The following is a 17055-nucleotide window of genomic DNA, read 5'->3' as shown; positions in this document are numbered from 1 at the left end:
TGCGGAGGTTAGGAGCGGGCGGCCCGGAACCGTTCCCCTGCCCCTGCCTTCCTAGGGGTGTGAGCAGGAAGGAGTCCCCACATGGCCGACCCCAACGAGAACAGCAGCAACGATCCCCTGGGTGCCGTCGACACCCCCACCCCGCGGCGCAAGCCCAAGCCCGAGGTCACCCGCATCGACGGGCAGAGGCTGAAGCCTTCCACGCTCATGATGGGGCATGGCTATGATCCCGCGCTGTCCGAGGGCTCGCTCAAGGCGCCGATCTTCCTCACCAGCACTTTCGCTTTCGAAAGCGCCTCTGCCGGAAAGCGGCACTTCGAAGGCATCACCGGCAAGCGCGCAGGCGGGGCGGAAGGCCTCGTATATTCGCGCTTCAACGGGCCGAACCAGGAAATCCTGGAGGATCGCCTGGCCATCTGGGACGATGCCGAGGACTCGCTGTGCTTCTCGAGCGGGATGACCGCCATTGCCGTGCTGATCCTGGCCGCCTGCAACGCGGGCGACGTGATCGTGCACTCCGGCCCGCTCTACGCCGCATCCGAGGGGTTCGTCGCCAAGGTTATGGCGAAATACGGCGTCACCTACATCGCCTTCCCCGCCGGCGCGAGCCCGGACAAGCTGGACGAAGTGATGCGGGAGGCCAAGGCCAAGGCCGAGGAACAGGGCGGCGAAGTGCCGCTGATCTACCTCGAGAGCCCCGGCAACCCCACCAACGCGCTGGTCGACATCGAGGCCGTCCGCGATGCGCGCGACGCGCATTTCGATCCGGAGCGGTGCCCCATCGCCATCGACAACACCTTCCTCGGCCCGCTGTGGCAGCGCCCGCTGGAACACGGCGCGGACCTGGTGGTCTATTCGCTTACCAAGTACGTGGGCGGCCACTCCGACCTTGTCGCCGGCAGCGTTTCGGGCGGCAAGAAGTGGATCGACGCGATCCGTGCCCTGCGCAACACCATGGGCGGTATCGCCGACCCGAACACCGCCTGGATGCTGCTGCGCAGCCTCGAGACGGTGGAACTGCGCATGCAGCGCGCGGGCGAGAATGCCGAGAAGGTGTGCAACGTGCTGAAGGACCATCCCAAGGTGGAGGGCCTTGGCTACCTCGGCCTGATTTCGGACGAGAGGCAGAAGGACATTTACGATCGCCACTGCCTGGGTGCCGGCTCCACCTTCTCGCTGTTCATCAAGGGCGGCGAGGCGGAATGCTTCCGCTTCCTCGACGCGCTGAAGGTCGCCAAGCTGGCGGTCAGCCTGGGGGGCACGGAAACGCTCGCCAGCCATCCTGCCAGCATGACGCACCTTTCCGTTCCGGAAGGACGCCGCACCGAACTGGGCATATCCGACAACCTGGTGCGCATCTCCATCGGCATCGAGGATGCGGACGATCTGATCGCCGATTTCGAACAGGCACTTGAAGCGGTGTAACCTCGTCGATGGCGGCTTGCCCCCCATGGCTTCGGACAGCTAAGGGAAAGGTCAAGCCGCCTAGGTGCGGGAAACACTTCTGAACGGACGGGAACAACGTGCTTCGCAAATATGCCCTCTTTGTCGGCGTCGCAGCCCTCGGCGCCCTGGTCACCTCGTGCGGTGGCGACGATACCGGTAGTCCCACGCCAACGCCGTCGGGCACCGCAACGCCCACCCCGTCGCCGACTCCCAGCCAGGCGCTTGTCGACTTCGACCTGACGGACGATTTCGCCGCCCAGAGCACCAATGCCAACTACACCTTCGCCTATTTCACTCCCGATAGCGGCGGAGACGAGGTCTTCAGCGGAGCCTCGCGCCTGAACGGCAACGCGGCGATCGAGTTCGATCCCTCTCCCGACTCGGTCACTTTCACCTTCGTCGACCTCGACGACCCGGTGGAATTCGACGCGGCCGATTTCATCAGCGGATCGGCCACGATGCGCAGCTACGCCAGCGGGACCGACCGGTTGACCCTGGAACTGCCCTTCAATCACGTGCTGCGCGTGCGATATGGGAGAGAGACGGATTTCACCAGCGGCAGCACCGACGGCACGTTGCGTGCGCAGCGCGTGGCGCTGTTCTTCAACCGCGTCACCACCACCAGCGCGATCGCATCGAACATCACGTATGCCGGCAGCGTCGAAGTGGCTGGCGGCGAGCCCGGTGAGACAGAGTCCGGCAGCATCTCGGCCGCCGACACCACCTTCCTCGTGGATGAAAGCGACGACGAGATCCGCGGCACCATCGAGGTGTTCGAGGACGTGAACGGCACGCCCACGCGGGTCGCGGTCTTCGCGATGGAGGCGGATCTCAACGCCAACGGCACCTTCTCCGGAGAGATCGTGGACAACGCCAACGATTTCGAAGGCAACTTCGCCGGCTCCCTGTCCGGCCCGAACCGCGAGGAGGTGTTCATCCTCTTCTCCGCTTCCGGCAACGACGGGAACGACGACGAGCGTCGTTTCGTGGGCAGCTTCATCGGCAATTAGGCCGCTCGCGCTTGCGCGGGCGCGGCAAGCTTGGTTACCTTCCGGCAAAACACCGGGAGAGAACCTGCATGTCGCTTCGCCTAGCCGCCGCTGCCTTCGCCACGCTCGCCGCACCGCTATCGGTCGCCGCGCAGGAGGCCGACCTGTCCCTGCCCCCTCGCGAACTGGCCGCGCTGGCCGGTGCCGAGGTGGCCGGGGAAGGCTGGCAGGTTCCGCGCACGCCGTGGGGTGATCCAGACCTTACCGGCATCTGGCCGCTGGATGTCGTGGGTCGCACCTCGACCGAACGCTCCCCCGATTTCGGCACCCGCGCCTATTACACCGACGAGGAATATGCCGAGGCGCTGGCCCGCAGCGAGGAAATCGCGGCGGGTTACAAGGAGGAGGACGCCAATGACGAGATCGGCAGCGGCCACTGGTTTGAATGGGGCACGCCGCTCAAGCAAGTCTCGCTGATCATGGAACCTGCGAACGGCCGCCTGCCTCCGCTGACCGAGCAAGGCGAGGCGATGAGCGCTGCCATGCGATCGAGCTGGAACGTCACGCAGTTCGACCGGCTGAGCGATTTCAACTCGCTCGACCGCTGCCTGTCGCGCGGCCTGCCCAGTTCGATGACGCCGTTTCCCTACAACAACGGCGTGCGCGTGTTCCAGTCGCCCGGCTACGTGGTGATCCAGCTGGAGATGATCCACGAAACCCGCATCATCCCCATTCGCGGAGAGCCGGTGCCCGACGAGATCCGGCAGTTTCTGGGCACTTCCGTCGGCCATTGGGAAGGCGACACGCTGGTTATCGAGACCACCAACCTGACGGGCGAGACGCCGATGAACATCGTTGGCCCCGGCAACAAGCCCATCCCCACCAGCGACCAGCAGACCATGACCGAACGGCTGACCATGGTTGGCCCGGACACGATCTTTTACGAGGCCGAAGTGCGCGACCCCGTGGTGCTGACCGCCCCCTATACCCTCGCTTTCCCGTGGAGCCGCGACGACAGCTACGAGATGTTCGAATACGGTTGCCACGAGGGCAACACGACCATCCGCGGCTACATCACCACGACATCGCCCCGCTACGTTGGCGAGGACGCCGGCCCGGTAGACGATCCGGCGGAATGGGTGAACGACACCGTGGAGCGGTAGTAGGGCGCTAGCCCTTCCACTCCCTGCGTTCTTCCGCTGCTTTCAGCACCTCGTAGGCCAGTTGCAGCTTCTGGAATTCCTCGGCGGCTTCCTTGTCGCCGGGCTTCACGTCGGGGTGGACCTTTTTCGCGCGGGCGCGCCATTCGCGCTTGATGGTCTGGAAATCGGCGTCGGCTTCCAGGTCCAGGATCTCAAGCGCGCGCATCTCGTCGGCGCTGCGCGATCCGTCGCCGCTGCCGGCCCAGCCGTAATGCTGACTTTCGGCATAGCCCGCGCTTTCAGCATGTTCGGCCTTGGCGCGCTTCTGCGCCTCTTCCTTGTCCAGGCCCTCGAAGTAGTCCCAGCCCTTGTTGTATTCTGCGGCGTGCCTCTCGCAGAAGTACCAGCGATCCTTGCTGTTGGGCGATTTGGGCGCGGGGCAGTCTCCGGGCTGATCGCAGCCATGGCGGTCGCAGATGCGCACCTCCACGGCCTCGCGGCCGTCTTCATAGCCACGCCAGCGGGGAAAACCCCAGTCGTTCGAACGGCGGGATCGCGCCATCAGCGGGAGAGCCTGCGGGAATGCATCGGTACCATATAGGCATACCTGTGCGCAGGTAAACGGGGCGAAAGGCCATGCGGGGAACGAAAACGACTTTTCACAATTCTGATACAATTACGTGCAAAATGCTGCATTGCAAAAAAGGCCGCATGGCCTATCTACAATCAGACAAAGTCAACGAAACAGGACTCTTATGAGCAAGCCGCTCGCCATCTCCGCTGCTTTTGCCGTGTTCGCCATGGCGGCCTTCACCCTGTTCGCGACATCTTCGCCCGATTACACCGTGGCCGCACAGCAATCGGGCGCGACGACCTGGGTCGCCGCGCCCGCTGTCGACCGGGTATTCCCGGCCGTTTCCGGACTGATCCGCTAGACCTAGCGTTCGATCATCACCGTCACGGCACGACGGTTGCGCGCCCATGCCTGCTCGTTCGAGCCGGTGGCAACGGGACGTTCCTCACCATAGCTTACCGTGCGCAGGCGGCTTTCGGGCACGCCCAGGCTGACCAGGTAGTTCTTCGCCGCGTTGGCACGACGCTCGCCCAGCGCGAGGTTGTAGTCACGCGTACCGCGTTCGTCGGCATGACCTTCCACCGTTGCGCGGGCATTGGTGTACTGCAGCAGGTATTCGGCCTGGCGGCGCAGCGCGGTCGCATCGTCGGTATCGATGTTGTAGCGGTCGGTGTCGAAATAGATCGTATCCGCTCCCGACATTGCCGTGGAGAAGTGCGACTGCGAACCGGGCTGCGGAGCAGTGGCCGTGGGCGCAGGCGTGGGTGCCGGCGTGGCGGTGGTGTCCTGCGGCGGGGGCGGCGCCATCTCGGGCGGCTCCTTCTTACAGGCACCCAGAGCCAGTGCGCTGGACAGGGTTAGAGCGATAATTATGCGATTCATCTTTTGGCTCTCCTTGAACCGTAGTGAAAACGGGTCCGTTCTTGTTTTGCGGCCCTCTAGGGAAACTAACGCACTTACGGCAAAACCGGTCCCCAAGCCGGGTCTGACGCCCCTACCGGCGTGCGCAGGCGGCGTTCGTTCTCGCCGGTGAGGTCCACCTGCCAGATCGACGTATCGCCGGAGCCACGTTCGGTACGGAAAAACTGGATGATACGGCCATTGGGCGCCCAGGTCGGCGCCTCGTCGTGCCAGGCATCGGTCAGCACGCGCATGTTTCCGCCCTGCGGCGTCATCACGGCGATGTTGAAGTCGCCGGCGATGCGCGTGAAGGCGATCTGGTCGCCGCGCGGGCTCCATTCAGGCGTGGCGCAGCGTCCGCCGAAGAAGCTGATGCGACGCTGGTTGCTGCCGTCGGAATTCATCACATAGCACTGCTGCGAGCCGGACTGGTCGCTTTCGAACACGATTCGGCTGCCGTCGGGCGAGTAGGACCCGCCCACCTCGATCGCCGGTCCGCTCGTCAGCCGCTCCGGCGTGCCGCCACCCGCGGCGGAGACGCGGTAGATGTCCGTGTTGCCGCTCACGGCCATCGAATAGAGGATCCAGCGGCCATCCGGGCTCCAGCGCGGGGCGAAGGTCGGGTTGCTGCTCTGCGTCACCAGCGTCTGGCGACCGGTGCCGATATCGTAGACGTAGATGCGCGGGTTGCCGTCGACGTAGGAGAGATAGGCGATCTTCGAATAGTCCGGCGAATAACGCGGCGTGAGCGCGGTGGACTGTCCGTTGGTGATGAAACGGTGGTTGGCGCCATCGCTGTCCATGATGGCCAGACGCTTGATGCGGTTATCCTTCGGGCCCGTCTCGGCGATATAGGCGATACGGCTGTCGAAGAAGGGATCCTCGCCCGAAAGGCGCGAATAAACGAGGTCGGCGCACTTGTGCGCGGCGCGGCGCCACTCACTGGGGTTCACCACCCAGCCCTCGCGCACCAGCTCGCTCTGCAGGGCCACGTCGTAGAGGTAGCAGCCCACGGTCAGCCGCCCGTCGTCGTTCGCGCGCACGTAGCCGTGCACCAGCATTTCCGCGCTGCGCCCGCGCCAGGTCGGCCAGGCCGGATCGGTGATCTCGTTGTATGTCGGGCGCGGCAGGGCATCGGGGCCTACCGGGCGGAACAGGCCGTTGAAGCGCAGGTCGGAATAGACGACGCGGGCCAGTTCCAGTCCCAGCGCGGCGGTGCCCTGCGCGTTGGCGGGCGTGGACTGGTCGCGATTGGTGGCGAAGCTGGCGATGGCGATGCCAAGGTCCTGCCAGGCGGAATCGTCGGTGACGGTGCCCCGAAGGGGACCTTCGTCGTCGCCCTCGATAGCAACATCCTGGACCTCCTGGGCACCGACGCTGCCGGGATCGAGATCGGTCATGAGGTCGTCCTGCGCCATGGCGGGCGCGGCGAAAAGCAGGGCGATGGCGGAGAACAGGGTGGCGGTTTTCATTACAATCTCCGGTCGAAGTCCCATTCGAGGTCGTTCCAGCGACTATAGAACTGGTCGGGCAGGTTGAAAGGGGCGGCAAGCTGCACCGCGCGGATGGCTCGTTCGCAATGCAGCGAGGCCTGCGGACGGTTGGAATCGTTGATGCCGCGCTGGCTCAGGCAGCGGGGGCGGTCCTTGAGGCTGCCGTCGCGGTTCAGCTGCCACGAAACCACGGACACCAGTTGCTCGACATCCACGCCCGATGGTGCGCTCCAGTGCGGGCGCAACTGGCGGGTGATGGCCGATGCGAGGGCGGCGCGCTCGGTCGGTCCGAAGTTCGCGGCGGGAGATCCGCTGTTGCCCTGGGCGCTGCTGCTGCCTTGAAGGAAATCTTCGCTCAGGCGACTGCCCTGGGCGCGCTGCGTTGCGGTTGCCGTGGGACGCGGCGTGGGTGTCTGCTCGGCCCGGCGCGTCGGCTGCGGGCTGGGCTGGGGCGAAGGCGTGCGCGGCTCGGTGGTGCGGCGCGGCGGCGCGGTGACGGGACGCTCCACAGGCTCCGCCGGCGGGGCTTCCACCATGTCCTCGGGCGCCAGCGGAGTGTCGGCAATCTCGGGCGCGGTCGCGGCGGCCGGTTCCGCACTGGGATCGGGCGCGGTCGATTCCAGGCTGATCTCGCTCGCCAGGTTCACATCGATGCGTTCTGTCGGGGTGTAGGGCGGCGGTTCGCGCGTGGCGTGAAAGGCCAGACCTGCCGCAAGCGCAAGGTGCGCCACGACGGCGGCCCCGAGGCCGACGCGCTCTTCGCGGGACAGATCGGCAAGCATAGCCATGAAAGCGGAAACCTATGGCGCTTCGGCTGAACTGGTGGTGACCAGCGAAATGGAGTTGAAACCGGCGCGGTTCAGCTCTCCCATCACCGCCATGACCCGGCCATAGTCCAGTGCGGTGTCGGCGCGCAGGTTGATGAGCGGTTTCTCGCCGCCCTGCGGGCCGGAAATCGCATCCAGCGCCTGCTCCAGCGCGCCCTGATCCACCAGCGTATCGTCGATGTAGATGAAGCCCTCGCTGTCGAGCGCGATGGTCACCTGCTCGGGATCCTGGTCGAGCGGGTTGGCGCGGCTTTCAGGCAGTTCAACGGGCACGCCGCTGGCCAGCAGCGGGGCGGTGACCATGAAGATGATCAGCAGCACCAGCATCACGTCGACGAACGGCGTGACGTTGATTTCCGCCATCGGCGCACGCCGGCTGGAACGTCCACGCCGACCGGAGGACATGACGCCCATCGCCATCGCCTAGGCCTCCATCTCGCGGCTGACCTGTGCGTGCACCTGGTCGGCGAAGCGATGCAGGCGCGCCTCGAAGCCGTTCACGGTATTGGACAGGCGGTTGTAGGCGATCACCGCCGGGATGGCGGCGAAGAGGCCGATGGCCGTTGCGAACAGCGCTTCCGCGATACCGGGCGCGACCACTGCGAGCGAGCTGTTCTGCTGCATCCCGATCTGGAAGAAGCTGTTCATGATGCCCCAGACGGTGCCGAAAAGGCCCACGAAAGGCGCGACGGAGCCGGTGGTTGCGAGAAAGTTCAGGCGGTTGGCCAGACGGTCGGATTCGTGCGCCACCTGACCTTCAAGCGCCTGCGCGACGCGGCCGCGGGCGGCGACGGGATCCTTCAGCCCGGCCTTGTGGCTGCGGCGGAATTCGGCGACCCCGGCGGCGGCCACGCGGGCCGACGGGTTATCCTTGCGGCGACGCGCATCCAGCAGGCTGTCGACATCCTCATGCCGCCAGAAATCCTCCTCGAAGGTATCGCACTGGCTCTTCGTGCGCCCCATGCGCAGCGAGAAGCCGATGATGATCGTCCACACCCAGACGGAGGCGAGCAGCAGGCCCACGATCACCAGCTGCACCACGATATCGGCATCGAGGAACAGCTCGATCGGGTCGAGCCGAGTGGGAGCGGAAACGGCAAGCAGGTCGAGCACTGTCATTCCGGGTCTTTCGTGACAAATTCTTCGAAGGCGCGCCGCCACTCATCCGGCTGGCGACGCGGACGGCCTTGCGGAGTAACGAATGCGGCCACTATGTCCACTTGTGCCAGCAGTTCCTCCCCGCGCATGACGAGTTGTTCCATACGCGCACTGGCGGCACGCAGTTCCAGCGCGCGGGTGTGCACCACCAGTTCGTCATCCAGCCGGGCGGGACGAAGCCATTTGATCTGCGCCTCGGACACCGCATAGACGCCCTCGCCCGCCTCGAACGCGGCGCGCTGATTGATGCCCAGCACGCGCAGAAGGTCGCTGCGCGCCCGCTCGCACCATTTCAGGTAATTCGCGTGATAGGCGATGCCGGACAGGTCGGTATCCTCGAAAAACACCCGCACCGGGTAGAGGTGGCGGGACCCTTCGATTTTGCCGGAGGGTGGCTGCAATTGGCTATCCATAGATGAACGGTGGCTTACAGGGAATCTGCGGCGAAAATTTACCGTTTGGCGGCGGGACGAGTCGGGCTTGCGACCTAGCGAGCCAGCATCGGCCCAAGCGGTCCGCCGCCGAACAGGTGGACATGCAGGTGAGGAACTTCCTGCCCGCCGTTCCTACCGACATTGGCCAGCAGGCGATAGCCCGGTTCGACCAATTCGTGCTCCCGCGCAACGTGCCCCACGGCGCGCACGAAGCCGGCGATCTCGTCCGCCGATGCCTTCGCGGAAAAATCGTCCCAGCTGACGTATTCGCCCTTGGGCACGACAAGGACATGCACGTCGGCCTGCGGGCTGATGTCGTGGAAGGCCAGCGACCAGTCGTCCTCGTAGACCTTGTCACAGGGAACTTCCCCGCGCAGGATCTTGGCGAAGATATTGTCGGGATCGTAGGGCTTCGTCGGGTCGATCGCCATTACTCGGGTGTCCTTGCAGCTTTCTCGTCGATACCGGACACGCCTTCTCGCCGGTCGAGTTCGGCCAGCACGTCGGCAAGCGCGATGCCCTTTGCCTGCAGCAGCACAATCAGGTGAAATAGCAGGTCGGCGGCCTCGCCCGTCAGGTCTGCTTCGCTGCCGGAAAGCGCGGCGATCACCGTCTCCGTGGCCTCCTCGCCGACCTTCTCGCAGATCTTCGGCAGGCCCTTGGCATTCAGCTTTGCCACATAGCTGCTCTCGGGCGAAGCGGAGCGGCGCGTGGCAATCGTGGCTTCGAGGCGTGCGAGTGTGTCCATCGCCGCTGGCAATGGGCGAAAGGCGGCCTCGCGGTCAAGCCATGAGGCGTGTCATTCGTCCCCGCCGCGCGTGGACAGGCGGTGGCCGATCAGCACGCCGGCAATACCGAGAGCAAAAAGCGTGAGGGTGGATGCCTCGGGCACCTGCACGGCGCTGGATGCCACGGCGGGCGCGGCGGTGAAGAACGCGAATGATGTGGTGGCGATGCGCAATAGCATGGCTGTGGGACAAGGCCCTTTGGCGCCGGATTACAATGCCCCCACCGGGGGTGTCCCGTTTCCGGACCCTATCCGCGCGCGGGCAGCCCGGCGGCACGCAGGGCCGCGTGCGCTTCGGCAATGGTGTGAGTGCCGAAATGGAAGATGCTGGCGGCCAGCACCGCGCTGGCGTGACCTTTGGTGACACCCTCGACGAGGTGCTGCAGGTTGCCCACCCCGCCGCTGGCGACGACCGGCACGGATACGGCATCGGCGATGGTGCGGGTGAGTTCGAGATCGTAACCGGCCTGCGTTCCGTCGCCGTCCATGCTGGTGACCAGCAGTTCGCCCGCGCCCAGTTCCGCCAGCCTTACCGCGTGTTCCACCGCGTCGATCCCGGTGTCCCGCCTGCCGCCGTGGGTGAAGATTTCCCAGCGGCCAGGCTCCACCCGGCGCGCATCCACGCTGGCGACCGCGCACTGGCTGCCCATTCTATCGGCGATGTCGGCCATGATCTCCGGGCGCTCCACGGCAGCGGAGTTCACCGCCACCTTGTCCGCCCCCGCCAGCAGCAGCGCGCGCGCATCCTCCACCGACGAGACACCGCCGCCCACCGTCAGCGGCATGAAGCAGACCTCTGCCGTGCGCTTGACGATATCGAGAAGCGTGCCGCGCCCTTCGTGGCTGGCGGAAATATCGAGGAAGCACAGCTCGTCCGACCCGGCAGCGTCATAGGCCTGCGCCTGCTCCACCGGGTCGCCGGCATCCTTCAGGTCGACGAAGTTGACGCCCTTCACCACGCGGCCATTGGCCACGTCGAGGCAGGGGATGACGCGAATCCGGACGGTCATGCCGGGCCGTCCGTGAGGATGTAGGCGACCGTCACCGCGAGGGTCGCCACGACGGCGTTCTGCACGGGGGCCTCTCGCCAACGCATGGCGCGGCCGAGGAGGACGATGGTGCCGTAGACGATGACGAAGACCACGAAACCGATCGCCGCAACCGCCGCATCTCCGAAAATCAGCCGGACCAGCACGCTGACCAGTGCGCCGCAGATGCCCGGCACGAGGTAGGGGCCGAGCACGGTATTCACCGGTTCGCCATCGCGATCGCCGTCGCCAGGTCCAGCCGCCCTTCGTAGAGCGCGCGGCCCGTTATCACGCCCTCGATGCCTTCGTCGGCATGCAGGGACAGGATGTGAATATCGTCCAGCCCCTTCACCCCGCCGCTGGCGATCACCGGGATGTCAACGCTGCGCGCCAGTTCCACGGTGGCATCGACGTTGCAGCCCTTCAGCATCCCGTCGCGGCCGATGTCGGTGAACAGCAGGCTGGCGACGCCCGCATCCTCGAACCGGCGGGCCATCTCGGCCACGGGTACATCGGAGACGGCGGCCCAGCCTTCGGTGGCCACCATGCCGTTGCGCGCGTCGACAGCGACGACGATGCCGCCTTCCCATTCGCGCGCCATGTCCTTCACGAATTCAGGGTCCTTCAGCGCGGCGGAGCCGATCACCAGTCGCGCCACCCCGAGGTTGAACCAGCCTTCCACGGCCTTCGCATCGCGGATGCCGCCGCCAAGCTGCACGTAGCCGGGGAACTGCTCCACGATGGCTTCCACCGCTTGCCGATTGCGGCTTTCGCCCGCGAAGGCCCCGTCGAGGTCTACCACGTGTACATGCTCTGCCCCGGCCTCGGCGAACAGCATCGCCTGCGCGGTGGGATCGTCGCCGTAGACGGTGGCGCGGTCCATGTCGCCTTCGGCCAGGCGAACGACCTCGCCACCCTTCAGGTCGATTGCGGGAAATACGATCATTGCGGGTCCCAATCGAGGAAACGGGCGAGCAGGTCCAGTCCGTAGCGCTGGCTTTTTTCCGGATGGAACTGCACGCCGAGGATGTTGTCGCGGGCCACGGCGGCCACCAGCCCGCCGCCGTGATCGGTCATCGCCGCGACGTCGTGGCCGTCGTCTGGCTGGAAGTGATAGGAGTGGAGGAAATAGGCCTCCCCTTCCTCGATCAGTTCGCTGCCGTCGCCGTGGTGGGCGTGCAGGACGTCGTTCCAGCCCATGTGCGGCACCTTGATCTCCGGATCGGTGCGCTCGATGGCCTTCACCTCGCCCGCGATCCAGCCGAGGCCCTTGTGCACGCCGTGTTCAAGCCCCCGGTCGGCAAGCAATTGCATGCCGACGCAAATGCCGAGGAAGGGCACGCGCCGCGTCATCACGCTTTCCTCCAGCGCGTCCACCATACCGGGGATGGACCACAGGCCCTTGCGGCAAGCGCCGAAGGCACCGACACCGGGCAGCACCACGCGGTGCGCGCCGCGCACCAGCTTCGGATCGGCGGTGACGGCGATATGCTGCGCTCCCGCTGCCTTCAGCGCGTTGTAGACGGAGTGCAGATTGCCCGCTCCGTAATCGATCAAGGCGATGGCCTCGGCCATTCTAACCGCCCAACTGGCCTTTCGTGCTGGGCACGGCGTCGCCCTTTCGCGGATCCTGCTCCACTGCCTGGCGCATGGCGCGGGCAAAGCCCTTGTACAGGCTCTCGCAGATGTGGTGGTTGTTGCTGCCGTAGAGCACCTGGCAATGCAGCGTCAGCCCGGCGGACTGGGCAACCGAGTGGAACCAGTGCTCGATCAGCTCGGTATCCCACTCGCCCAGCTTCTCCTGCGTGAAGCGAGCCTTCCAGACGAGGTAGGGTCGCCCGGAGATGTCCACCACCACGCGTGCCATCGTCTCGTCCATCGGGGAATGGGCTTCGCCATAGCGGCCGATGCCGGCCTTGTCGCCCAGCGCATCGGCAAGCGCCTGGCCCAGCGCGATGGCGCTGTCTTCGGTGGTGTGATGCTGGTCCACGTGCAGGTCGCCGTTCACTTTCAGCGTCACGTCGATCAGCGAATGGCGGCTGAACTGTTCCACCATGTGATCCAGGAAACCGATTCCCGTGGATATGTCGTATTGCCCCGATCCATCGAGATTCACCTCGACGAGGATATCGGTTTCCTTGGTTTTCCGCTCTATCCGGCCCTTGCGCATGGGTGTGAGCCTATAGGCCCGTGACACGACTGCGCAAGCGGATTGGCGGGGACGAGGGCGCGATTCCAGCTTGATTTTGCAGTGCAGCGGCCTCACCTAACCAGACATGAGCGACGACACACCCGATAGCCTCATTCCGTACGACGAGATCGTGCAGGAAGCGCTGCGCGCCGTGGTGGGCCGTGTGCTGAACTCGGTGGAACAGGACGGCGGTACGCTGCCGGGCAACCACCACTTCTACATCACCTTCAAGACGGCGGCTCCCGGCGTGGACATTCCGGCCTCACTTTCGGAGCGCTTTCCGGACGAGATGACCATCGTCCTGCAGAACAAGTTCTGGGACCTCGAAGTGACCCACCAGGGCTTCTCGGTCGGCCTCAGCTTCAACCAGGTCCCGTCCAAGCTGGTGATCCCGTTTTCCGCCATTACCGCCTTCGTCGATCCCGCGGTGGATTTCGGCCTGCAATTCCAGGCTGCCGTCGAAGACGCGGAGCCGACAGGCCACGACGATGCCGAAAACGACGCTCCCGATGGCGAGGAACGCCGCTCCGTCGAGGACGTTGCTAAGAGTGAGGACGGCTCCAACGTCGTCACGGTCGACTTCGGCCGCAAGAAGTAGGCTCGCGTCCGCATCGCCGGTCGCCGGGCGATGACAACAGGAAACGCGATGAGCAAACTGCCCAGCACCGACGATCTGCCCAGCCGCGAGGAAATCCGCCGCCGCGTGCGCGAGCGGCGCGGCAAGGGCAACGTCCCCGGCCCTACCGAGAACCCCGCAACCAACCTGATGCTGGCCGACGTGGTGATGCGCATGGGCTCCTACGTGCTTCGCGGCGGGGTGGAAAAGGCCTTCCTGAAGAAGCGCTATGACGACAAGACCGCCAAGGAAATCAAGAACAACCGCTCGCTGGTGAGCACGCTGGGCTCCATTGTCGTTGCCAAGTTCGCTACCCGCTCCATTCCCGGCGCCGCGATCGTCGGCACCGGCATCCTGGGCAAGGTCCTGTACGACCATTCCAAGTCGCGCCGTGCCAACAAGCGCGAGGGCGATGCCGAGCTGCTGGAGGACGCCAGCAAGGATACCATTACCCCGGGCACTTGATCGCCCCATCGCAGCGCGCGATAGCGGGGCATGAGCGAATCCCCGGCAGTATCGTCACAACCTCTGGCCCGTCGCGGGCTGATGTTCATCCTTTCCTCCCCTTCGGGAGCGGGGAAAACCACCATTGCCCGCAAGCTGCTGGCTGATGTGGACGGCATCGGCATGTCGGTTTCCGTCACCACCCGCGCCATGCGGCCAGGCGAGGTCGACGGACGCGATTACCATTTCGTCGACCAGCACGCCTTCGATGCGATGGTGGAAAAGGGCGAATTCCTGGAATGGGCGAAGGTCTTCGGCAATTGCTACGGAACGCCCAAGGCGCAGATCAAGACAGGCCTGAAGGCCGGGCACGATTTCCTTTTCGATATCGACTGGCAGGGCACGCAGCAGCTCTACCAGCGGATGGAAACCGACGTGGTGCGGGTCTTCCTGCTGCCGCCCAGCATTACCGAACTGGAAAGCCGCCTGCGCTCCCGCGGAACGGATAGCGATGCGGTGATCGCCGCGCGGATGGAGCGCGCGCGATTCGAGATCAGTCACTGGGACGGTTACGACTATGTCGTCATCAACGACGATATCGAGGCCTGCTACGACAAGGTTCTGACCATTCTGGAAGCGGAGCGGATGAAGCGCGCGCGGCAGACCGGGCTGGTCGATTTCACCCGCTGGCTGATGACCGAAACCTAGAAGCGGCGCGACCAGCGCAGGGCGGCCCCGATATCGTCCGGCGCCTCGGCGTAGTGTCCGGGCTCTCTGCGCACGAACAGGCTTGCCGCCGCACTGCCGCCCCACAGTTGCCCGATCCACGCCAGTTCCCCGGTGAACTCTCGCCCTTCCGGCGCGAGTTGCAGGGTACGCACCGCATATTCGGGCGTCAGCGTCTCGTAACTGAAGGAAACCGGCAGGTTCATCCGCAACCCGCCCGAAGCCACGCGCAGCGGCTGTGACAGGCGCAGGGCAAGCCGGTCGCCCGCATGCAGCACGCCTTCGCGCTGCAGGTCTACCGACCAGGCCTGGCTGCCAAGGCGCGAGCCATCGGCCAGCAAGGACGCGCTGCGAAGGGTCGTGAAACCCTGTCGCCAGGCCGCGCCGAGGCGCCATTGATCGGCGAAACGCCACCCCGCCTCCGCATCCAGGAACAGCGTATCGCTGCCCGCCAGGCCGAAGCCTTCGTGGAACCGCGCGCCCAGCACGGTCTGGTCCTCCGCCATCCAGGTCAGGCCCAGCGCCGTATCCAGCTCTCCGAACCGGCGATCGAGGGACAGGCCGAAGCTGGCGAGGTCCTCCTCCGCCCTGCGTCCGCGCATTTCGGCGGCGCGGCGCTGGTTCGCGGCGGTGATGGTCGATCCCGTTTCCGCGCTCACCGTCAGCCCCCAGTCGCCCACTTGGCGACGCAGCGCAACGGCACTATCCGGTTGGGCCAGCATACCCTCGTCGCCGATGCCGCGCGTGGCGATCATGAAGGCCGGTCGATCCTGTTGCTGCAATCCGGCGACGAGCCCGTGGGCCGATTGCCGGTAGGCGAAGCCCAGCTGCGTGCCGGGTGCGACGTTCAGCGCGACGCTGGCTGCCAGGACCCGCGCCTGCTCGGCATCCTCCCGGTGCAGCCGCAGCACGTCGGCGCGCGGGGGCTGACGGCCGCTCGCGTCGATGGAGAAGGCAACACTGGCCTTTTCCGAACCGGCGGATAGGTGCCGGGCGGCCTGGCCCACCGCGCCGCGCAATCTTTCCGGCACGTCGGCCCCGCGCAGCGACCCGCCGAGGTCGGTGCTGAAGGCGCGCTGGTATCGGTCCGTCACGAGCGTTGGCAGTGAAGCGGTGGCAAAGGCATCGCCCATCGCGGGCGAGCCGATGGCGCCGCTGTCGCCAAGGGCCATGGCGGTGGTCTGCCCGGCCAGCTGCGTCGTGCCGATGGGCTGGAAGGCCGCGGCGATGTTCAGGATCCCGCGTCCATATACGGCATCGTCCCCGCTGGCCCCCGCATCGAAGGCGCTTTCGAGAAGGATTTCGGCGATCTGCGTGCCGCTCAGGTGCGGAAACGCCTGGGCAAGCAGCGCCGCCGCACCCGCCACTTGCGGCGCGGCAAAGCTGGTGCCTGAGAACAGGTAGACGAAGCCCTCGTCGTCGACGAAGATTTCACCGTCCTCGTAAACGCAGCAGATCACTTCGCCGCGCGCGGTCAGATAGAAGTCGGTGTTCGTGCCGGCCTGGTTAGTGAAGTCCGAGATGTTGTACTGCTCGTCCACCGATCCCACCACGATCACGCCGCCATCGCCAGCTTCGCCGATCGACCGGGCGAACTGGGTCAGCTCGCTGAGCGAATCGTTGCCGGCCGCCACCACCACCAGCACGCCTGCTGCCACAGCGTTGTCGACCGCGTCGCGCAGGCCGGTCGTGATGTTGCCCGGCCCGCCGAGCGAGATATTGATGACCTTGGCATCGTTCGCGACCGCATAGTCGATGGACTGTGAAATGGCCGTGTCGGTAAATCCGCACTCGGTGTTGGGATCCTGCGGATCGTCGCCGGCGCACGATCCCGGTTCGTCGGCCCGGATTGCAAGGATGTTCGATTCCCAGGCCATGCCCAGCACGCCCGTGCCGTTGCGTGCCGCGCCCGCCACCAGCGACACGAGGTTGCCGTGATCGTCCGACCCCTCGATCCCGCGGCTGCCGTAGATGTCGGTCGAGGCGGGAGAAACCCGCCCCGCGAATTCCGGGCTGTCGGGATCGATGCCGGTGTCGATCACCGCAATGGTGACCCCGTCGCCGGTTGCTCCGTCGGCCCAGGCCGTGGTGGCATTGTGTTGCCCCGGTCCATCGGAGCGGCGGAACTCGGCTGTGTCGAACTGCGAGGGCACCGGTACGACCGGGAAAGCCACCGGGGTGGGTGTAGGCGTCGGTGTCGGTGTAGGTGTGGGCGCTGGAGCAGGTGTCGGCGTGGGTGCGGGGGCCACGGGTGGCGGCGACACCACGGTCCCGCCGCCTCCTCCGCCGCAAGCCGAGAG

At 65.8% G+C, this 17055-nt stretch carries 23 protein-coding genes; 7 read left to right on the top strand and 16 right to left on the bottom strand.

Annotated features, from left to right (window positions below; translation table 11 throughout):
* Positions 1–81 precede the first annotated feature (81 nt).
* The 3 genes from AAA989_RS10520 to AAA989_RS10510 all read left to right on the top strand — a co-directional run bounded on the left by AAA989_RS10520 (position 82) and on the right by AAA989_RS10510 (position 3598).
* The gene (locus tag AAA989_RS10520) at positions 82–1425 is read left to right on the top strand and encodes a cystathionine gamma-synthase family protein (protein WP_338243339.1); all 1344 of its coding nucleotides are present in this window, start codon (positions 82–84) and stop codon (positions 1423–1425) included.
* Positions 1426–1523: 98 nt separating this feature from the next.
* Positions 1524–2456, top strand: a complete 933-nt coding sequence (locus AAA989_RS10515; RefSeq protein WP_338243337.1) for a hypothetical protein — start codon at positions 1524–1526, stop codon at positions 2454–2456.
* A gap of 68 nt (positions 2457–2524) precedes the next feature.
* Positions 2525–3598, top strand: coding sequence for a hypothetical protein (locus tag AAA989_RS10510; RefSeq protein ID WP_338243335.1), 1074 nt, complete (start codon positions 2525–2527; stop codon positions 3596–3598).
* A gap of 7 nt (positions 3599–3605) precedes the next feature.
* Here the strand turns inward: AAA989_RS10510 and AAA989_RS10505 are convergent, their stop codons facing one another.
* Positions 3606–4139: a J domain-containing protein gene (locus AAA989_RS10505; protein ID WP_338243333.1), complete on the bottom strand. Its 534-nt coding sequence runs from the start codon at positions 4137–4139 to the stop codon at positions 3606–3608.
* A gap of 193 nt (positions 4140–4332) precedes the next feature.
* Here AAA989_RS10505 and AAA989_RS10500 point away from each other — a divergent pair, with 193 nt between their 5' ends.
* Positions 4333–4512: a hypothetical protein gene (locus AAA989_RS10500; protein ID WP_338243331.1), complete on the top strand. Its 180-nt coding sequence runs from the start codon at positions 4333–4335 to the stop codon at positions 4510–4512.
* 2 nt (positions 4513–4514) lie between these two features.
* Here AAA989_RS10500 and pal read toward each other — a convergent pair whose 3' ends face one another.
* The 14 genes from pal to hisB form a co-directional block, all read right to left on the bottom strand.
* On the bottom strand, positions 4515–5033 hold the full coding sequence (gene pal / locus AAA989_RS10495; RefSeq protein ID WP_338243329.1) for a peptidoglycan-associated lipoprotein Pal: 519 nt from the start codon (positions 5031–5033) through the stop codon (positions 4515–4517).
* A 74-nt stretch (positions 5034–5107) separates the two neighbouring features.
* Positions 5108–6523 carry a Tol-Pal system beta propeller repeat protein TolB gene (tolB, locus tag AAA989_RS10490; protein WP_338243327.1) on the bottom strand — a complete coding sequence of 472 codons (1416 nt, stop codon included), beginning with the start codon at positions 6521–6523 and terminating at the stop codon, positions 5108–5110.
* Positions 6523–7332 (bottom strand): cell envelope integrity TolA family protein, encoded by an 810-nt coding sequence (locus AAA989_RS10485; protein WP_338243325.1) that lies wholly within the window; start codon positions 7330–7332, stop codon positions 6523–6525. The genes tolB and AAA989_RS10485 overlap by 1 nt, the downstream gene beginning before the upstream one ends.
* Before the next feature lie 12 nt (positions 7333–7344).
* A complete protein-coding gene (locus AAA989_RS10480; protein WP_338243324.1) occupies positions 7345–7791 on the bottom strand; it encodes an ExbD/TolR family protein in 447 nt (148 codons plus the stop codon).
* 3 nt (positions 7792–7794) lie between these two features.
* A complete protein-coding gene (tolQ, locus tag AAA989_RS10475) occupies positions 7795–8490 on the bottom strand; it encodes a protein TolQ (RefSeq protein WP_338243322.1) in 696 nt (231 codons plus the stop codon).
* Complete coding sequence (locus AAA989_RS10470) at positions 8487–8942, bottom strand: YbgC/FadM family acyl-CoA thioesterase (protein WP_338243320.1); 456 nt, start codon at positions 8940–8942, stop codon at positions 8487–8489. Before AAA989_RS10470 ends, tolQ begins: the two co-directional genes overlap by 4 nt.
* A gap of 74 nt (positions 8943–9016) precedes the next feature.
* Entirely contained in the window at positions 9017–9394 is a 378-nt protein-coding gene (locus tag AAA989_RS10465; RefSeq protein WP_338243318.1) for a histidine triad nucleotide-binding protein, read from the bottom strand.
* Positions 9394–9711 carry a phosphoribosyl-ATP diphosphatase gene (locus AAA989_RS10460; RefSeq protein ID WP_338243315.1) on the bottom strand — a complete coding sequence of 106 codons (318 nt, stop codon included), beginning with the start codon at positions 9709–9711 and terminating at the stop codon, positions 9394–9396. The genes AAA989_RS10465 and AAA989_RS10460 overlap by 1 nt, the downstream gene beginning before the upstream one ends.
* 51 nt (positions 9712–9762) lie before the next feature.
* Positions 9763–9930: a PEP-CTERM sorting domain-containing protein gene (locus AAA989_RS10455; protein ID WP_338243313.1), complete on the bottom strand. Its 168-nt coding sequence runs from the start codon at positions 9928–9930 to the stop codon at positions 9763–9765.
* A gap of 68 nt (positions 9931–9998) precedes the next feature.
* Positions 9999–10760 carry an imidazole glycerol phosphate synthase subunit HisF gene (gene hisF / locus AAA989_RS10450; protein WP_338243310.1) on the bottom strand — a complete coding sequence of 254 codons (762 nt, stop codon included), beginning with the start codon at positions 10758–10760 and terminating at the stop codon, positions 9999–10001.
* The gene (locus tag AAA989_RS10445; RefSeq protein ID WP_338243308.1) at positions 10757–11002 is read right to left on the bottom strand and encodes a hypothetical protein; all 246 of its coding nucleotides are present in this window, start codon (positions 11000–11002) and stop codon (positions 10757–10759) included. Before AAA989_RS10445 ends, hisF begins: the two co-directional genes overlap by 4 nt.
* Positions 10999–11724, bottom strand: a complete 726-nt coding sequence (gene hisA / locus AAA989_RS10440) for a 1-(5-phosphoribosyl)-5-[(5-phosphoribosylamino)methylideneamino]imidazole-4-carboxamide isomerase (protein WP_338243306.1) — start codon at positions 11722–11724, stop codon at positions 10999–11001. The genes AAA989_RS10445 and hisA overlap by 4 nt, the downstream gene beginning before the upstream one ends.
* Positions 11721–12353, bottom strand: coding sequence for an imidazole glycerol phosphate synthase subunit HisH (gene hisH / locus AAA989_RS10435; protein ID WP_338243304.1), 633 nt, complete (start codon positions 12351–12353; stop codon positions 11721–11723). Before hisH ends, hisA begins: the two co-directional genes overlap by 4 nt.
* Before the next feature lies 1 nt (position 12354).
* A complete protein-coding gene (hisB, locus tag AAA989_RS10430; RefSeq protein WP_338243302.1) occupies positions 12355–12948 on the bottom strand; it encodes an imidazoleglycerol-phosphate dehydratase HisB in 594 nt (197 codons plus the stop codon).
* A gap of 106 nt (positions 12949–13054) precedes the next feature.
* On the opposite strand from hisB, the gene AAA989_RS10425 reads away from it, so the two are divergent.
* The 3 genes from AAA989_RS10425 to gmk are packed head-to-tail and all read left to right on the top strand — an operon-like array spanning position 13055 to position 14737.
* Positions 13055–13567 (top strand): SspB family protein, encoded by a 513-nt coding sequence (locus AAA989_RS10425; RefSeq protein ID WP_338243300.1) that lies wholly within the window; start codon positions 13055–13057, stop codon positions 13565–13567.
* Positions 13568–13615: 48 nt separating this feature from the next.
* Positions 13616–14050 carry a hypothetical protein gene (locus tag AAA989_RS10420; RefSeq protein ID WP_338243298.1) on the top strand — a complete coding sequence of 145 codons (435 nt, stop codon included), beginning with the start codon at positions 13616–13618 and terminating at the stop codon, positions 14048–14050.
* Positions 14051–14080: 30 nt separating this feature from the next.
* Positions 14081–14737, top strand: coding sequence for a guanylate kinase (gene gmk, locus AAA989_RS10415; RefSeq protein ID WP_338243296.1), 657 nt, complete (start codon positions 14081–14083; stop codon positions 14735–14737).
* Here the strand turns inward: gmk and AAA989_RS10410 are convergent.
* On the bottom strand, positions 14734–16929 hold the full coding sequence (locus tag AAA989_RS10410; protein WP_338243294.1) for a S8 family serine peptidase: 2196 nt from the start codon (positions 16927–16929) through the stop codon (positions 14734–14736). The genes gmk and AAA989_RS10410 overlap by 4 nt on opposite strands.
* Positions 16930–17055: the final 126 nt, after the last annotated feature.

The sequence above is a fragment of the Aurantiacibacter hainanensis genome, from assembly GCF_036321025.1.
In the GTDB taxonomy this organism is placed as follows: Bacteria; Pseudomonadota; Alphaproteobacteria; order Sphingomonadales; family Sphingomonadaceae; genus Alteraurantiacibacter; species Alteraurantiacibacter hainanensis.
Note: the sequence above shows the minus strand (reverse complement) of the source record. Positions and strands in the feature narration are given on the sequence as shown.

Excerpts from the sequence above, each read along its gene's own strand:
- AAA989_RS10460 (WP_338243315.1), bottom strand. The coding sequence starts at position 9,711 with ATGGACACACTCGCACGCCTCGAAGCCACGATTGCCACGCGCCGCTCC.
- AAA989_RS10520 (WP_338243339.1), top strand. The coding sequence starts at position 82 with ATGGCCGACCCCAACGAGAACAGCAGCAACGATCCCCTGGGTGCCGTC.
- AAA989_RS10470 (WP_338243320.1), bottom strand. The coding sequence starts at position 8,942 with ATGGATAGCCAATTGCAGCCACCCTCCGGCAAAATCGAAGGGTCCCGC.
- AAA989_RS10425 (WP_338243300.1), top strand. The coding sequence starts at position 13,055 with ATGAGCGACGACACACCCGATAGCCTCATTCCGTACGACGAGATCGTG.
- AAA989_RS10465 (WP_338243318.1), bottom strand. The coding sequence starts at position 9,394 with ATGGCGATCGACCCGACGAAGCCCTACGATCCCGACAATATCTTCGCC.
- tolQ (WP_338243322.1), bottom strand. The coding sequence starts at position 8,490 with ATGACAGTGCTCGACCTGCTTGCCGTTTCCGCTCCCACTCGGCTCGAC.
- AAA989_RS10500 (WP_338243331.1), top strand. The coding sequence starts at position 4,333 with ATGAGCAAGCCGCTCGCCATCTCCGCTGCTTTTGCCGTGTTCGCCATG.
- hisH (WP_338243304.1), bottom strand. The coding sequence starts at position 12,353 with ATGGCCGAGGCCATCGCCTTGATCGATTACGGAGCGGGCAATCTGCAC.
- AAA989_RS10420 (WP_338243298.1), top strand. The coding sequence starts at position 13,616 with ATGAGCAAACTGCCCAGCACCGACGATCTGCCCAGCCGCGAGGAAATC.
- AAA989_RS10455 (WP_338243313.1), bottom strand. The coding sequence starts at position 9,930 with ATGCTATTGCGCATCGCCACCACATCATTCGCGTTCTTCACCGCCGCG.
- hisA (WP_338243306.1), bottom strand. The coding sequence starts at position 11,724 with ATGATCGTATTTCCCGCAATCGACCTGAAGGGTGGCGAGGTCGTTCGC.
- AAA989_RS10485 (WP_338243325.1), bottom strand. The coding sequence starts at position 7,332 with ATGGCTATGCTTGCCGATCTGTCCCGCGAAGAGCGCGTCGGCCTCGGG.
- AAA989_RS10505 (WP_338243333.1), bottom strand. The coding sequence starts at position 4,139 with ATGGCGCGATCCCGCCGTTCGAACGACTGGGGTTTTCCCCGCTGGCGT.
- hisF (WP_338243310.1), bottom strand. The coding sequence starts at position 10,760 with ATGACCGTCCGGATTCGCGTCATCCCCTGCCTCGACGTGGCCAATGGC.
- AAA989_RS10510 (WP_338243335.1), top strand. The coding sequence starts at position 2,525 with ATGTCGCTTCGCCTAGCCGCCGCTGCCTTCGCCACGCTCGCCGCACCG.
- AAA989_RS10480 (WP_338243324.1), bottom strand. The coding sequence starts at position 7,791 with ATGGCGATGGGCGTCATGTCCTCCGGTCGGCGTGGACGTTCCAGCCGG.
- tolB (WP_338243327.1), bottom strand. The coding sequence starts at position 6,523 with ATGAAAACCGCCACCCTGTTCTCCGCCATCGCCCTGCTTTTCGCCGCG.
- pal (WP_338243329.1), bottom strand. The coding sequence starts at position 5,033 with ATGAATCGCATAATTATCGCTCTAACCCTGTCCAGCGCACTGGCTCTG.
- gmk (WP_338243296.1), top strand. The coding sequence starts at position 14,081 with ATGAGCGAATCCCCGGCAGTATCGTCACAACCTCTGGCCCGTCGCGGG.
- hisB (WP_338243302.1), bottom strand. The coding sequence starts at position 12,948 with ATGCGCAAGGGCCGGATAGAGCGGAAAACCAAGGAAACCGATATCCTC.